General features: G+C 48.3%; 13 protein-coding genes and 2 pseudogenes. 6 read left to right on the plus strand and 9 right to left on the minus strand.

Annotation, left to right across the window (positions count from 1 at the left end; translation table 11 throughout):
* Window positions 1-72: 72 nt before the first annotated feature.
* Window positions 73-618: pseudogene (locus EJA72_RS13000) on the minus strand (ATP-binding protein); the annotation flags it as partial.
* Between the two features lie 96 nt (window positions 619-714).
* Here EJA72_RS13000 and EJA72_RS13005 point away from each other — a divergent pair.
* Both EJA72_RS13005 and EJA72_RS13010 read left to right on the plus strand, forming a co-directional pair.
* On the plus strand, window positions 715-1,461 hold the full coding sequence (locus EJA72_RS13005; RefSeq protein ID WP_157711844.1) for a DUF2971 domain-containing protein: 747 nt from the start codon (window positions 715-717) through the stop codon (window positions 1,459-1,461).
* 718 nt (window positions 1,462-2,179) lie between these two features.
* Window positions 2,180-3,661, plus strand: coding sequence for a replication endonuclease (locus EJA72_RS13010; protein WP_157711845.1), 1,482 nt, complete (start codon window positions 2,180-2,182; stop codon window positions 3,659-3,661).
* Between the two features lie 614 nt (window positions 3,662-4,275).
* Here EJA72_RS13010 and EJA72_RS13015 read toward each other — a convergent pair.
* The 6 genes and pseudogenes from EJA72_RS13015 to EJA72_RS13040 all read right to left on the minus strand — a co-directional run bounded on the left by EJA72_RS13015 (window position 4,276) and on the right by EJA72_RS13040 (window position 11,186).
* Entirely contained in the window at window positions 4,276-6,261 is a 1,986-nt protein-coding gene (locus EJA72_RS13015) for a relaxase/mobilization nuclease domain-containing protein (protein ID WP_157711846.1), read from the minus strand.
* Entirely contained in the window at window positions 6,258-6,629 is a 372-nt protein-coding gene (gene mobC, locus EJA72_RS13020; protein WP_157711847.1) for a plasmid mobilization relaxosome protein MobC, read from the minus strand. Before mobC ends, EJA72_RS13015 begins: the two co-directional genes overlap by 4 nt.
* A 294-nt stretch (window positions 6,630-6,923) precedes the next feature.
* A complete protein-coding gene (locus EJA72_RS13025; RefSeq protein ID WP_157711848.1) occupies window positions 6,924-8,678 on the minus strand; it encodes a recombinase family protein in 1,755 nt (584 codons plus the stop codon).
* A 44-nt stretch (window positions 8,679-8,722) separates the two neighbouring features.
* A pseudogene (locus EJA72_RS13030) lies at window positions 8,723-9,685 on the minus strand (YifB family Mg chelatase-like AAA ATPase); the annotation flags it as partial.
* A 280-nt stretch (window positions 9,686-9,965) separates the two neighbouring features.
* Window positions 9,966-10,487 (minus strand): Bro-N domain-containing protein, encoded by a 522-nt coding sequence (locus EJA72_RS13035; protein WP_157711849.1) that lies wholly within the window; start codon window positions 10,485-10,487, stop codon window positions 9,966-9,968.
* A gap of 420 nt (window positions 10,488-10,907) precedes the next feature.
* Entirely contained in the window at window positions 10,908-11,186 is a 279-nt protein-coding gene (locus EJA72_RS13040) for an accessory factor UbiK family protein (RefSeq protein ID WP_157711850.1), read from the minus strand.
* Between the two features lie 419 nt (window positions 11,187-11,605).
* Between EJA72_RS13040 and glnK the strand changes: the two genes are divergently transcribed.
* The 4 genes from glnK to sutA all read left to right on the plus strand — a co-directional run bounded on the left by glnK (window position 11,606) and on the right by sutA (window position 14,383).
* Complete coding sequence (gene glnK / locus EJA72_RS13045) at window positions 11,606-11,944, plus strand: P-II family nitrogen regulator (protein ID WP_002555808.1); 339 nt, start codon at window positions 11,606-11,608, stop codon at window positions 11,942-11,944.
* 35 nt (window positions 11,945-11,979) lie between these two features.
* A complete protein-coding gene (locus EJA72_RS13050) occupies window positions 11,980-13,317 on the plus strand; it encodes an ammonium transporter (RefSeq protein WP_157711851.1) in 1,338 nt (445 codons plus the stop codon).
* Window positions 13,318-13,531: 214 nt separating this feature from the next.
* Window positions 13,532-13,957, plus strand: coding sequence for a secondary thiamine-phosphate synthase enzyme YjbQ (locus EJA72_RS13055; RefSeq protein ID WP_150724915.1), 426 nt, complete (start codon window positions 13,532-13,534; stop codon window positions 13,955-13,957).
* Window positions 13,958-14,059: 102 nt separating this feature from the next.
* Window positions 14,060-14,383 carry a transcriptional regulator SutA gene (gene sutA / locus EJA72_RS13060; RefSeq protein WP_008030496.1) on the plus strand — a complete coding sequence of 108 codons (324 nt, stop codon included), beginning with the start codon at window positions 14,060-14,062 and terminating at the stop codon, window positions 14,381-14,383.
* A gap of 203 nt (window positions 14,384-14,586) precedes the next feature.
* Here sutA and EJA72_RS13065 read toward each other — a convergent pair whose 3' ends face one another.
* Both EJA72_RS13065 and xerC read right to left on the minus strand, forming a co-directional pair.
* On the minus strand, window positions 14,587-15,294 hold the full coding sequence (locus EJA72_RS13065) for an HAD family hydrolase (protein WP_157711852.1): 708 nt from the start codon (window positions 15,292-15,294) through the stop codon (window positions 14,587-14,589).
* Window positions 15,291-16,190 (minus strand): tyrosine recombinase XerC, encoded by a 900-nt coding sequence (xerC, locus tag EJA72_RS13070; RefSeq protein ID WP_157711853.1) that lies wholly within the window; start codon window positions 16,188-16,190, stop codon window positions 15,291-15,293. The genes EJA72_RS13065 and xerC overlap by 4 nt, the downstream gene beginning before the upstream one ends.
* Window positions 16,191-16,192 lie beyond the last annotated feature (2 nt).

Consider the following 16,192-nt stretch of genomic DNA (forward strand, 5'->3'; position numbering starts at 1 on the left):
CGCTCCCACAAGGATTGCGCAAAACCTGTGGGAGCGGGCTTGCCCGCGAATGAGGCGACTCGGTCTCCAGTGTCACTGCGTTGCCGGCCGATACTGCAACGCTTCCGCCAGGTGCTCCCGGCTAATGCCATCAACCCGCTCAAGGTCCGCCAGCGTGCGCGCAACCTTGAGCAACCGATGGGCCGAGCGCAGCGACAACGTCAGTCGCTCACAAGCTGTCTCCAGCCAACGCTCATCGACTGTGGATAACTGGCAATGCTTGCGCAGGCCGGGCAGGTCAAGGAAGGCATTGGCGCAGCCCTGGCGCCTGTGTTGCCGCTCCCTTGCGTCGGCGACCAGCACGGCAGCGGCGGCGGTGTCGTCACCCGGTTTGACCACCGGATTCAGCGCCGTCGCTTCGCGAGCGACCGTCAGGTGCAAGTCGATTCGATCCAGCAGCGGACCGGAGAGCTTGTTGCGGTAGCGTTGAACCATGTCCGGGGTGCAGGAGCAGCGACCACTCGGCTCGCCAAGATACCCACAGGGGCAGGGATTCATCGCCGCAACCAGCTGGAAACGCGCCGGGAACCGTACGCGGTCTTTCGCCCGGGAAATCACGATATGACCCGACTCGAATGGTAGGGGTGTTTTCCACATTTATGGATGCGTGGACGCCGATGAATTGCCGTGCGAGTATCCAAATTCAACCTTTGTTCATAACATGGAAAGGATAATATGGACGATTTATATAATAAGATTGTTGATGGCCTCCTAACTGTTGATAAGGATGGAAAAGTTGACATACGCAAAGTACAAGAACTAAAAGAAAGCTCTATACCCAAAAAACTGTTCAAATATCGCAGTTGTACAAAATTGAACATAGAGAACTTTGAGAATAATCGACTATGGTTGTCTTTCCCAGAAAACTTCAATGACCCCTATGACTCGTCTTTCAGTATTGCCATTGCATCAAATGAATTAGAAGAAGATTTACTTGATTTTTTCTTTCGTGACAAAATCAAGAAGATTATGAAGATTTGTTGCTTTAGTAATTCCATTGAATCTATGTTGATGTGGACGCATTATAGCGACGAACATAGAGGTTTTGCCGTCGAGTATAACCTGCACCAAATAACTGGAATTAAGCAGAGTTTATGGCCGGTATTTTACGGTGACAAGCTATTCGATTTTTTACCACTACTCTCCCAAAAGCCCCGTAGTAATTTGGGTCCGCTGGTTGCTGCACTCCACAAATCGACCGACTGGGAGTATGAAGCAGAGTGGCGATTTATATCTTTGGATGCCAGTCAAGACTTCATATCGCTACCAATTCCGAAGGCTATTTATCTCGGCTCAAGAATATGCTCTGCCGATGAAAACGCTCTGATAAAAATAGCAAAGCACAAAAATGTTAAAGTTTATAAGATGAAGCACGACCGGAAAACTTTCAAAATGAACTATGAGTTAGTAGAGGATAAATAATTAAGGTCGTTTTGAACGCTTGAACTTGTTCGAGTGTGAAAAATGAACAGATGAATGCAGTGGATGGACAGTTCATATTTTTTGAAATTTCAAGAATATGGTTGAACCCTATTTGATGATTAGGGTTCGACCCTAAATATATTTTTGGTTTACTATTGACAGCGTTTTTCATTGAGTTTAAGCCAAAAAACGACTATCCAAGAAAATGAAAACTCAAAAAATGACCTAAAAACCTATAAAAAAACCAATGCACTTTTTTAGTGCGTTAACAGAAATAGGTAAAAAACGGCGTCTTTTAATTCTCTGTATTAACATACGCATAAGATAGTAAATCACCTGAAAATGGCTATTCCATAAGTTTTGATTTTTTGAAATCTTTCTGCCCAAGACGCTTTTGATTTTGATATGCGAACTTGTTTCGCAATACCCAGATGCTTTTGATTTTGACCTTCTTGGATAACTCTTAAATAAGTGTCGCAAGTTAAATTTATAAGGTTTTTTGAGCGTTCTTGACTTGGCTTTCTATTGAGGGTGAAGTCAATAAAACGTATATCTATATTTGACTTATAAAAATCGCATGATATATCTGTATGTATAAACTTAAAATACAGATATGATTTTTATACCTCAAAGGATATCCACTGACAAAGCAAACATCGAATTCTTCTTCAAAGAATGTGAGCGTCAGTATTTCTTTGAGAGTGCAATTGAAAGGAATATGGCTTTAAAAGAAAACTTTAATAACAAGAATAACAACTCATCAAAAAGGAAAGCCGGAAGTATTGCGAAAGAAATTCGCCATATTAAAGAGAAATTCAATTGGGTTTCACAATGCCCTGAATACACTTGCTGGAAAATACAAGAAAAGTATTCCATTTGCAAAAACAGCGAATTAAATGAAATTGTCAAAAATATCTCATTTGTGTTCGGCAATATACAAGACATTCTTATAGTTAAACAACGAAACCTTAATAATGATGGCGTTGCTGGTGATGTATTTACATATGTAAACCCTGAATGGAACATTGGATATGGCATTAAAATAAAGGATATTAAAGGCTCAACGCTTAAAGATAAATTGATAAACATAGCTGATGAAAAGAAACTAAAAACGCAGATTAGAAGAATACAAAAACAAAGGAATGAACTCTACAAGTTGAAGTTGGGGGTGATTGGTGCTGGTCGTGACTATGAAATATGTAGCGATGAAGTTGTTCGAGATAGAGAAGCGGACGAAGCCAAGCAACTTGATTACATCATGAAAAATTCTGTGGTTTATGAGAATAAAAAGAAAGTCCCTTTGTCAAAGATAGCGAGCACTGAAAAACAAAGATTTGCTGAGATATTTATTCAAGTTACTTCTTTGGACTTATACGCCAAGCAACTTGATTACAAGCCTCTTTTCATCACGTTCACTGCACCCGCTAGATTTCACCCAAAGCCTTCAAATGGCGTGAGTTCTTGGGATGGTTCAACTCCAAAAGAAAGTAATGATTACTTGAAAGGCTTATGGAATGCTTTTAGAAAAGACATCCATAGGCATAAGATTGAAATGAATGGTTTCTGGGCGGTCGAGCCACACAAAGACCAGTGCTTTCATAAACACGCTTTAATGTATGTTAACAAGAAACATTTCGATGGATTGATTGTATTGATTAACAAGCATTTTAAGCACTCGGAGAATGCCGTTAGAATTGAAGAGATAGACACAAAGAAAAGTAAAGCAACGTCATATGTGATGAAATATCTAACCAAGTCATTCAATATGGATTTCGAATTGAAAGGTGGCGTGTTAAATATTGATAAGCTGGAAATATCAAACCACAAAAAAGTTAGAGCGGTTCAAGCGTTGTGGTCTGTCCGTAGATATGCGATGTTCGGCGTTAAAAATACATTATCGCTGTGGAGAGAGTTGAAAAGGAAACCATTTTTAAAAGGTAAAAATGAAACAATAGACAAGGCGTTCGCGTTTGTTGAAATAAATAACTTCATAGGGTTCTCTATGTTTGTTAATGGAAAGCTCAAAATAAAGAGAGTATTTAGTGAAATACAAATCATGAAAAATGATTTGCTGGGTGATGTATTTGGGAAAAGTCTAGTAGATAAATATATTTTAGATTTAACAAGTGATGAAGTTTTAAGCATAAAAGCAAACTGCAAGGTTGTGCCCGCTGAGTGGTTAGATATTGAAATTACATAAATAAATATATACTAATGTATTGATTTATGATTGCAGCATGTTATGTTGTAAATAACAGACTGGGGGATGAGTTATGGAACTAATTAGGATGGCGAGTGGGAAAAAGAAAGTTTTAAGGGTTATTAAGCAATTGGGGCTTACTGAGATGTATAAGAACATTAGCAGCTTGCATAGTAGTAGCGAGTATCATTTGCTCTTTGATACGGTGGATTGCGAGTTTAAAGTGCTGGTAAACCAAAGCAATGTGCCCTATCAATATCAAGATGAGTGTTTAAGAGAACAACAATAAAGCCAGCAAATGCTGGTTTTTTCTTATTGCAAGTATATACATTATTGACTTGGTTAAAATATATGTTCTAATTGATATATAAACAGCCGAGAACAATATGAAGAGCAACAAGACAAACAGATACCTGCTTAAATCAGAGAAGGAAACAATGCAACGCTTTCAAGAGATAGCCAAAATGAATGATTTCCCTATGTCCCGATACATCAATGACTGCATTGAGCAATACTTGAAATCCTACGATAATGATGGATTTAAAGATGAAGTATCAATCAAGGTGCCAATAAGGAAGTTTGAAAGAATTAACAAATAAATAGCCCTGTTGGGGCTATTTTGTTAACTGTGGTTTTAAGTCAAACGTAACCGCTCTTTTGTTTGCCATCTGTGCTTTAAAAGCTTGTTCAAGCTGTTTTGCTGCCGCTGGGTCTCTTTCTTTAATTTCATCAAATAGATTATAGAGCTTCTCTCTGAATTCATATTGACGTTTAACCTCGCCAGTTTTTATTCCATTACGATTTTCTGGGATGTTGTCCATCTCTCTATGTCCGGCAATGTCTCTCTTGCTATTCCCCGGAAATGAACTTTTCTTTAGTCTCGGTTGTAACCATTCAAATTCTTCAACAAGTTCATCATTCGAATATGTTGAATAGTCTCCATCAATCTTATGATTTTCAGGCTCTGCAAGCGGTTCTGGTGTCATCGGTGTGTAAAGGTCATCTACGACAGGTTCGACTGACTTTGATGGTTCTATGGCTTCCGTAGGAGCTTCTGCGATTCGTGTAGGGTTCGATGGCTCAAACTCTTTAATCAAGTCATCAATCAAGTCCTCATTGGTAGGTGCAACCTGTTCTTGTTCAACCTGCTTTCTAGGCTCAGGCGGCTTCTCTGATGGTTTTTGAACGGGTGTAGGCATGACAGGTGGAACAGTGACAGGCTCAACTGGGGTAGGTGCTTCTATGGCCACCGTAGCAGCTTCTGGTTTAGGTTCTGGCTTCTTGTTCATAGAAGCGTAGTGCTCTTGGATTTTTTTCAATTCTTCTAAATCCGCTGGTGTAGGTTTATAGCCTTCTAACTTGAACCCTTTGTTTTCCAAGCCCATCAATTGAAATTCAAGCCATATATTTTTCTTAAAGAAATTAGGGCCATTCACTGTGAACGATTGCGGTGGTTTGGCGTCGGCAACAAGCCTTTGAATACCAGCCTTTGCTGACTGTCTTGATAAGTCACTGAATGAGACTTTTGACGGGTCTTTGTAATACTCGAATGATTTCTTGCTGCTGACTGAATTATAGAAATATTCAACCTTGTCACTATGCTGAATAAACTTGAACTTAGTGGCAAGCACTGAGTTAGGCTTAATTTTTTTCATGTAGTCGGGTTCTGCTTCGGTTGAAGCAATAGAACAGCCTTCGTATTCCTTAACGTTATGCTTGTTTTTCAAAGTTTGCTCAAAGTCAGTGTCTTCACCTAATTTTGCTTTGAGTGTTTTGTAAGATAAGCCAAGCTCGGATGCTTTGAATATCTGGTCTTCATGTTGAACGGAAAAGGAAGATTGCCCATTATGAATGATGTTGTATCCGTTATCTGTGATTTTGTTTATGAAGTCACTTGGAGAGCTAGACTGTTGCAGGAAGACTTTTAAATCAGTTTTCATTTCTTCTTTATTTGAAATTATTCCGCGTACTTCAAGCATGCGTTCATTAGATGATGGAAGCTTCTCGGAATACTTTTTATTGATTGCATTGGCAATTGCTCTTTTCTTAACGGCTTCACTTTTACCTTTTAGGTCTGGATGTTTTTCCAATCTATCAATGTCTGTTGCAATCCTGTTTTCTGGTTTCATTAGTCCATATTTGTTTTCTAACTTGTCACATTCTCTTTCTATCTTGCGATAGTCGTTGCCAACGTTATAGCAATTACCATCAAAATCTTTTATCGACCATACAATGTGAACGTGAACCTCGTTTGTGTCGATGTGAACACCTAACGCATACTTTCTATTTGAAAGTTTATGCGTAGCCTCATAAAGTTCTTTTGCAATATCTCGGGCTTGCTCCGGTGTGATATTGTCATTTGTGTGAAAGCTAACAACGTCATGTTGAGTTCTAACTGAATGCTTTCTACCTTTCTTGTTGTCAGTAACATCACTTTCAATTGATTTTGATATTGCTTTCGCAATGTCTTTCTTTGAAGCATTCAAAGGCATGTAGATGTTTGACTCGAATAAAACACAGCCTTCTTCTTTGTTGAAATATTTGGCTGTTTTGTAAATCGCTGATTTAGATTTTTGAGTGCTTAGCTTTTCACGTATCATGACTTACCTACGATGGTTAACTTCTCCTTTTTTAGCTTGTCCAATTTTTTAGTAAGTATGATTATGTTTTTATCAAGAGCATTTATTTGCTGAATAATATCTAGGGGCGGTTCTTCTTTTGCATTTAGACTTTTGGCGATTTGATTTAAGTTGTTTCCATATCCGCCTAGCAACTTTTCAATCTTATCAATATCTTGTCTAAGCTCAGGATGGGTGACTTCAATAACTTCACTGATGCCATTGTTAACGATGTGGGAAATAAAGCCGGACTGGCTCTTACCTATCAAATCTCGTTGATGTTCAATTTTGATGTAATCACTTTCGGATACTCTTACATTCAATTGTCTTGGTTTTTTATTGTCATTCATACATTCCTCATGGTTGTTTATTTGTTTTTGATTTTAATTTTTCAAACGTAGTGCGAAAAATCGAGCGTAAATGTAAGCAATGAACGGAGTGAACTTGCTATACATTTACATTGCTCGCATATAAAGAATTCAAACTACTAATATCAAGTTACCATATATTAAAATGTTTTCAAGTTTGTATAGTGTTCAAGAATTAGTAGGTGGCGTGCTAGTTGTGTGTAGCAGCGTATAGTAACGTATAGCAGACATAAAAAAGGCCACCTACTTAGGCGGCCTACTTTGATTATGATGGCGTCAATTAAAGTATTCGTTGAGATTGTTGATGCCAAACTCTTTAAGTGGATTATGTAAGCTGAACTGTTTTGCTATGCGGTCAATTTCAAAACCGTTCTGGAAAATCTTAGCAAACAAAGTTCTTGTGGTTTTGTCGAAGTTGAATTTGAAAGTGATGTCATTAGCAACAAAGAATTGATTTATTTTTAAGCGACCATCTTCTGTTTTATACAAATCAATTATGTCGTTTTCCGAGTAAATGTTTATAGTGGTTTTCTTGATGTTTATTTGTGTTTGTAGTTCTGCAAGGCTTTGTTCAATATCGTTGATATTTGCTTCTGTTTTGCTAACTACCGCTAAGAATTCTTTTGGGATAACGCCACTGGTGAAGCCAGCAAAAGATTTCATTAGATTGTCTCTGTAACTTTTTTGTTCAAGCAAAAGGTTGTTCAGTTCAACAATTTTCTTGTTGTCTTTGGTTTGGGTTTCTCTGTTTGACAGGAGCTTGATTAGTAACTCTTTAAAGTTTTCTGTTCGTTCTTCCTCGTCAATATCTTCCTGTGTTGGAAGGCGATACTTCATACCGCTTTCGCGAGTTATCCATTCATATTGAATTCCAGTGTCTTCGATTTCGTTTTGCCACGGATGAACGTCGAAGTCTTCATGTGTCGTGGATTGATATATGAGTTCAAGAAATAACCCAAAAGCCAAATCAAAACGGAAGCGTGGCTGGTCACATCCATTTTTTAACTCTTTGCGTGTGTAGCATTGAAAATATGGATAAACAACGCCCTTGGGGTTTGTTTGTTTTTCAAAAAGCATAGATGCATCACAGCAATCACATTTGATGCTGTGACGAAAAATGTTCAGGCTTCCAACACTTTGGTTGCCATAGTTTTTTCTTTGTGCTCTGTTTTTCATTGCCGCTATTGCTTCATTAAATAGTTCATATGAAACGATTTGCGGATAATAATTTTCAATGTATCGCTCAAATACTTTCTTTTTATTCTCGTCTCTTCTTTGAGCCATATACGCACCTAAAACATATTTTGTGTCTATCAAGTGCTTTATATTTCTGCTTGACCACTTTCGCTTTGAATAAGCGTTGAGCTTTTTAATTGACAATGAAACGCCAACATATTTCAAGCTCTCAAAGAAATCTCTTATTTCCTGAGCTTCTTCTTCCTCGATTTCAAAGCAGTTAAGCTCTGTATTATATCGAATTCCATATGGTGGGTTATGAGCGTTAAAAATGACCTTTTCTTCTTCGGCTAACTTCTTGGCCCTATTCCATGCGGATTTTCTACGAACTGATTTTGTCTTACTTTCTTCGTATGCTCGCTTTGCGATAACACTTAAAAGAATATCTTGCTGTAAGTCATCAATACGGTTTGTTTCGTTTGGTTTTTCATATCGTTGACCATCAATGGTGGTTATTAAAATAACCCCTTTTTCAAGGATGCCATTGACCAGTTCTTTTGCTTGTAGAAGCCTTTGGCGACTTAGCCGGTCAATACTTTCAACGAATATGTAGTCACCCTCTTTGATATGCATGTCGCTTATCATATCAATGAGTTCTTTTAGTTTTCCTTTTCGTTTGTTGCTTCCATCGTGTGCAGATATGCCTGTATCCGAGTAGATATTCTCGGACGGCAACTCAATACCTTGTTGCTTGGTGATGGCTTGAATTGAAGCCATTTGACGGTCTACGGAGTCTCTACCGGCTTCGCCTTGGGCCTTGGATGAGTAGCGGATATAAGCGTAGGCAGTAGGCATTCCGAGCTTCCTGTGACGTTTTAGAAAGTGTGAGAATACCACCTACCGATCTCCATCGGCTCTCTCAAAACCTCCAGGACCTTGCGATCAAACTCCGGGAGCTCGTCCAGAAAAAGCACGCCGTGGTGGGCGAGGGTGATCTCGCCGGGTTGGGGTTTCGAGCCTCCGCCCACCAGTGCCGGCCCCGACGCCGAGTGATGAGGTTGCCTGAAAGGACGCTGTGGCCAGTGACTCAACGGAACGCAACTGACCACCGATTTGATCGCGGCCACCTCCAGCGCTTCACTCTCGGCAAGCGGCGGCAAAAGCCCGGGCAGTCGACTCGCCAGCAAGGTTTTTCCCGTTCCCGGTGGACCACTGAACAGCAGGTTATGAGCACCCGCCGCCGCAATCAGCAACGCCCGTTTCGCGGCGAGTTGTCCCTGCACTTCATTCAGATCGGGGTAGGGCATGCTTGCATGCATCAACCCATCGGATACATAAGGCGCGATGGGCGTGTGGCCATTGAAATGCGCAACGGCTTCCAGCAGATGATCCACCGCAATCACCCTCAGGCCAGAGGCCAGACAAGCCTCCTCCGCATTCGCCCGAGGCACCATCAACGAGCGCCCGGCCTTGCGCGCGGCCAGGGCCGCCGGCAATACGCCCTTCACGGCACGCACTGCACCTGACAGCGCCAGCTCCCCCAGACATTCCACATCATCCAGCGTCAACGTTGGCACCTGCACGCTGGCCGACAGAATCCCCAAGGCAATCGCCAGATCAAACCGACCGCCGTCCTTCGGCAAATCCGCCGGAGCGAGATTCAGCGTGATACGCCGCGCCGGAAATTGCAGGCCTGAATTGATGATCGCGCTGCGCACCCGGTCTTTGCTTTCCTTCACGGCTGCTTCAGGGAGGCCGACCATGGTCAACGAGGGCAAACCATTAGCCAGGTGCACTTCGACGGTGACGGCGGGCGCATCCACGCCGATCTGGGCGCGGCTGTGGACGATGGAGAGGGACATGGGTCGTTCCTTGAGTTGCAGAGCACCGCTTCCTGCGGTTTTTTGAAGGGTAGTCGTAGAGATTGATTTGAGCGCGGCCGGAGTGGAGTGAAACCTTCGCAGGATGTTGCGGAAACACACGATCTGTAGCAGCTGCCGAAGGCTGCGTTCGGCTGCGCAGCAGCCGTGAAACCGATAGGCAAAGTTTTCCTGACACTCCGCGTGCTTAGATTTTGCGACTGCTGCGCAGCCGAACGCAGCCTTCGGCAGCTGCTACCAAGGTTGCGTTGGTCGCTGTTTATCACAGTGAGTGGAGGGCCCTCGAAGCACGCTTCCACCATGGTGCATTAACCCGGTTTCGTGGTTGTTCTCTACCCGGCAACATCTGCGGAACATCCTGCAACCGAATCCACGGCTGATTATTCCAGTGCAGCAAACTCAGCGACATCTCCGGCCAGTTCAAAAGGCTCAGGACTGGGCGTTCGGTTGAGGTGGGTTGTTCCGCGTCTCTCAGGGCCGGCACGACTTCGTGCGTCAGCCATTCGCGCAGGCTTCGGTATTCGGGGCAGTAGTGGTAGACCAGCAGGGCGTAGACGCCGGATTCGCTGATCAGGAGGGTTTCTTCGATGCTGCCGTGGATGAGCATTCGCGCGGACTGGCGCTGGTCGGGGTCGAGTTTGCGGACGGCTCGTTCGTCGAGGTAGAGGCGCAGGAGGCGGCCGAGGTCACGAGCGCAGAACCAGGCTTGGTTTTCGAGTAAAAGCGCGTGTAGGTAAAGTTTGTAGCGGGTAAAGACGTGGGGAATTAAATAGTTTTCGTCCATGGTGCAGTTCTCAAGGTGCGATTAAGAAAACTGCCTCTGATCGTCGCCAAACGAAAAGGGTGGCAGCCATGCGCGGGTTGGCGAACCGGTAACGCACCAAACCGGCAGACCCGAAAGTCTCCCACGCATAGCCGCCATAATTCGAGATGAGAACAAATTCCTCGGTCGAATGCGGTCGCGATACGTTGTGGTTTTCCAGGTCGCCAAACCCAGTGCTGAACATTCAGCTGGGTATGAGCATAGAAACCCGAGGCATTGCGACGCAATCAGACGGCGGCGGTTTTCTTGTAGGACGTTGCCGGGATTTTTGCAGGGTTTGCGATCAGAAGTTCGACCCTTGCGACAACGCCTACAGGTGAAGCTGAAGGTCGTGCCGACCTTCAATCGCGAGCAGGCTCGCTCCCACAGCGGATTGGGTTTTTACTGTGGGTTTTGCGTGTTCTCGGTGGGTGGGTTGAGCTTCGCTTCCATCTCCGCCACCTTCGTCTCGAGAGCCTCGAGGCGGGCGCGAGTGCGCGCCAGCACCACCATCTGACTATCAAACTCTTCCCGGCTCACCAGATCCAGTTTGCTGAAGGCGCTTTGCAGCAGCATCTTGAACTGGCTTTCGATTTCGGCTTTCGGCAACGGGGTTTCGCCGCTGAAGAGGCGGGAGGCGGTGCCGCTCAGGGCGTCGAGGAAGTCTTTGGGCGCGAGCATGGGAAAGGTCCTGGAAACAATGGCGGGCAGTGTATCACGCAGTGTCTATAGTCAATCTCGCCCGACGCAAGCGCACGCTTTTCGCGCATGGGGACGGACGGCGTCGCACCGTTGTTGTGCGTAACGCGCGGGGTGTTGCGTTGATGTGGTTGGCATCTACCGCCAACCGCTTGAAAACAGAGCGTTTTGCGGACATGGCAAGGTTTCTGCTTAGTGCCTAGTGACCCATGCACTGATGCAGTCGCTGTGACGAATGCAGTGCGCCAAGCGAAACGGGGGAAGTGTTTCGTGCGGAGCGGTTAGCTGGCGTCGGACGGGCAGGTAAGGCCGACGATGCGTTACAAAGCCAGGCACTGCGCTTAGACTTGAGTCGGGTTTGTTTTCCTGGGGCAAGTCCACCAATTCGGGAGAGAGTTTTCATGAAGCTAGTCACTGCCATCATCAAGCCGTTCAAACTGGACGACGTGCGCGAATCGCTGTCCGAGATCGGCGTGCAGGGCATTACCGTTACTGAAGTCAAAGGCTTCGGTCGGCAGAAGGGTCACACCGAGCTGTATCGCGGCGCGGAATACGTGGTCGATTTCCTGCCAAAGGTGAAGATCGATGTCGCCATTGACGACAAGGATCTTGACCGGGTTATCGAGGCGATAACCAAGGCAGCCAATACCGGCAAGATCGGTGACGGCAAGATCTTCGTGGTCAATCTGGAACAGGCTATTCGCATCCGTACCGGCGAAACCGATACCGACGCAATCTAAGCCGCCACAAACCCAACGCCCCAGGAGAAAACAATATGACTCTGCGTAAATTCGCAGGGCTAGGAGCCCTGTTGTCCCTCGTAATGCCCAGCCTGGCCATGGCGGCAGACGAAGTGGCGGCCCCAGTCCTCAATTCCGGCGACACCGCCTGGATGATGACCTCGACAGCCCTCGTGCTGTTCATGACCATTCCCGGCCTCGCGCTGTTCTACGGCGGCATGGTTCGGTCGAAAAACATTCTTTCCGTGATGATGCAGTGCTTCGCCATTACCGGTCTGATCAGCGTCCTGTGGGTCATTTATGGCTACAGCATCGCGTTCGACACCACCGGCATGGAGCAGGGCGTCGTCAACTTCAACTCGTTCTTCGGCGGCATGGGCAAGGCGTTCCTCGCCGGCATCACGCCAGCCAGCCTGACCGGGCCAGCGGCGTTGTTCCCTGAGGCGGTGTTCGTCACCTTCCAGATGACCTTCGCCATCATCACCCCCGCGCTGATCGTCGGTGCCTTCGCCGAGCGGATGAAGTTCTCCGCGATGCTGATCTTCATGGGCGTGTGGTTCACCCTGGTTTACGCACCGATTGCACACATGGTCTGGTCCGGTAACGGCGGCCTTTTGTGGGACTGGGGCGTGCTCGACTTCGCTGGCGGCACCGTGGTGCACATCAACGCCGGTGTGGCTGGCCTGATTGCCTGCCTGGTATTGGGCAAGCGCAAAGGCTTCCCGACCACCCCGATGGCCCCGCACAACCTCGGTTACACCCTGATGGGCGCCGCGATGTTGTGGGTCGGCTGGTTCGGTTTCAACGCCGGTTCCGCTGCTGCGGCCAACGGCACTGCCGGCATGGCGATGCTGGTTACCCAGATCGCAACCGCTGCCGCTGCACTGGGCTGGATGTTCGCTGAGTGGATCACCCACGGCAAACCAAGTGCACTGGGTATCGCTTCGGGTGTTGTGGCCGGTCTGGTTGCAATCACTCCGGCCGCGGGCACCGTGGGCCCGATGGGCGCCCTGGTGATCGGCCTGGCTGCTGGCGTCGTGTGCTTCTTCTGCGCCACGACCCTGAAACGCAAACTCGGTTATGACGACTCCCTGGACGCCTTCGGCGTGCACGGTATCGGCGGTATCCTTGGCGCGATCCTGACCGGTGTGTTCGCTGCACCTTCGCTGGGTGGCTTCGGCACCGTGACCGACATCGCCGCACAAGTCTGGATTCAGTGCAAAGGCGTGGGCTTCACGGTGATCTACACCGCGATCGTCACCTTCATCATTCTCAAGGTCCTGGACGCTGTCATGGGCCTGCGTATCACGGAAGAAGAAGAGGCTGTCGGCATCGACCTGGCACTGCACAACGAACGCGGCTACAACTTGTAAGCACGCGCATAAAAAACTTGCCCGGCTTGCCGGGCATTTTTTTGTCCACGATTTATCATTGAAGGTGCAGCTGAAAGGTTTTTTCTGACAGCTTCATGAACGTTTACGACACGGGTTTTTGTACCGGCGAAGGCTTACAGGACGGAAGGATTATTAGGGCCTTTGTTTTTTCCCAGAGCGCGCTAGAATGCGCCCCGAACGTGCGGAGAACTGTATGTGGCAGCAGACTCTGATTACTCTGCGGGCGAGGCCCCGGGGCTTTCATCTGGTAACGGACGAGTTACTCGCTGGCCTGCCTGAACTGAAGGCATGTCGGGTCGGTCTGTTGCACTTGTGGCTACAACATACCTCGGCGTCGTTGACCATCAACGAGAACGCCGATCCGGCGGTACGTCGCGACTTCGAACGATTTTTCAATCGTCTGATCCCACAAGGAACAGACGGCTATGAGCATAACGACGAAGGCCTGGACGACCTCCCGGCGCACTTCAAGGCCAGCGTGCTTGGCTGTCAGCTCAGTTTGCCGATTGCGGCAGGCCGATTGGCGTTAGGGACCTGGCAAGGCGTTTACCTGGGCGAGCACCGTGATCATGGCGGTGCCCGTAAAGTCCTCGCCACCGTGCACGGTGAAGAGGCATAAGCCATTGGTCACCAATGGCAGTTGAATTTTTTCCGGCAGCCGTCGACAGACGGCAAAGCTGGGCTATAACTAATCTGCTTTTCGCAAGTCATGAGGTAGAACATGAGCGACGATGATCTGGAAAACGACGACCTCGAAGTAGGCGACGACGACGAAACCGAAGAAGGTCTGGAAGCAGCGGCGGAAGACGTCGCTGAAGACGACGGCGGTGATGCGCCCGTTCCGACCGCCAAAGGCAAAGCCAAGGCTGCGGTGTCGGTCGATGAACTGCCGAGCGTTGAAGCAAAAAACAAGGAACGTGATGCCCTGGCCAAGGCCATGGAAGAGTTCCTGGCCAAGGGCGGCAAGGTTCAGGAAGTGGAGGCCAATGTGGTCGCTGATCCGCCAAAGAAGCCTGACAACAAGTACGGTAGCCGGCCTATCTAAGCGCCTGTTGCCTGCTTGCTTGCCGAAAAAGCCCGCCGTCGCTGCGGGCTTTTTCATGCCTGAAACAAAACTCTTGGGTTCAGCGCTATTCCTGTAGGAGCGAGCTCGCTCGCGAAAAGCTCAAGAGCGCCGCTGGGTGCCAGGTTTCCAGCGTTATCGTTGACGACCATCGCGAGCAGGCTCGCTCCTACAGGGGTTTTGTGTCAGGCCGAAACTGAATTCCACCGCGCCAGCAGGGCCGGCAACTCGGTCAGGCTGCGAATTTCGGCGTCCGGTGCCCGTTGCGCTTCCCACAATTTTCCCTGCGGGTTAAACCAGATCGCCCGCAACCCTGCTTGCTGCGCGCCCGCAATGTCATCGCCCGGGTGATCGCCGATGTGCACGGCGGTTTCAGCCGTCGCGCCACCGCGTTTCAATGCCTCGTGAAACAGCCGCGCATCCGGCTTGGCAATGCCGATGTCTTCGGCGCACAAGGCAAACCTGAAGTAATCCGCCAGGCCTAACCGACGCACATCGGCATTGCCGTTGGTGACCACGCCCAGGGCGTAGTGCTTGGCCAGGATTTCCAGTGTCGGTTCGACCTCGGGAAACACTTCGATCTGATGCCGAGCATGCAGAAACACTTCAAAACTCTGATCGGCCAGATCTGACGCCTGCCCGTGCTCATACCCGGCCTCTTCCAGTGCATGGAACAGCACCCGCCGGCGCAGGGCGCTGATCCGGTGCTTGAGTCCGGGTTCGGTGCTCAGGATTCGCTCGCGAATGGCCCACAGATGCTCCACTGGCACGGCGCCCAGATTCGGTGCGTGCTCGGTCAGCCATTCACGCAATACGGCTTCTGCGCTGACGATTACCGGGGCGGTGTCCCACAGGGTGTCGTCAAGGTCGAAGGTGATCAATTGGAGGGTCATGAATCATCGCCTTTAATGCGTTTGGCCCGTGGATGGGCGCTGTCGTAAACCGTCGCCAGGTGCTGGAAATCCAGGTGGGTGTAGATCTGGGTGGTCTTGATGTCCGAGTGGCCGAGCAGTTCCTGCACCGCTCGCAGGTCCTGCGAGGACTCCAGCAAGTGGCTGGCGAATGAGTGTCGCAACATGTGTGGATGCAGGTTCTGCCCCAGCTCGCGCTCACCGGCAGCCTTGACCCGAACCTGAATCGCCCGTGGCCCCAGACGCCGGCCCTGCTGGCTGACAAACACCGCGTCGTCCGCCGGGTTGGTCATGGCGCGCAGTGGCAGCCATTGTTCCAATGCTTCGCGCGCCTTTTTGCCCACCGGCAACAGTCGGGTCTTGCTGCCTTTACCGAGGACCTGGACCATGCCGTCAGCCAGGTCCAACTGATCGAGATTCAGGCCTGTCAGCTCCGAAAGCCGCAAGCCGGAGGAATAAAACAGCTCCAGAATGGCCTGGTCCCGACGTGCCAGAAAATCATCCTCCACCGCGCCTTCGAGCAGTTGCAGCGCGCGGTCGGTGTCGAGGGTTTTTGGCAGGCGGCGTTCACCCTTTGGCGGTGCCAGGCCGTTGGCCGGGTCGTGGTCGCAGAGACCTTCGCGGTTCAGGTAGTGATAAAGCCCGCGCACTGCAGAGAGCAGCCGCGCCAGGCTGCGGGACGATTGACCCTGTGAATGCAGGCGGGCGATCAAACTGCGCAGGCGCTGGATATCCAGCGCGGCCCAGCTGCCGATGTCCTGTTTGACGCACCAGCCCAGCACTTTGTCGAGGTCACGGCGGTAGGCGTACAGCGTATGGGGCGACACCTGCCGCTCACTGCGCAGGTGTTCGCAGTAAGCGTCCAGTTGCCGTTCCATGC

Source organism: Pseudomonas sp. PB120, from assembly GCF_009761815.1.
Taxonomy (GTDB): domain Bacteria; phylum Pseudomonadota; class Gammaproteobacteria; order Pseudomonadales; family Pseudomonadaceae; genus Aquipseudomonas.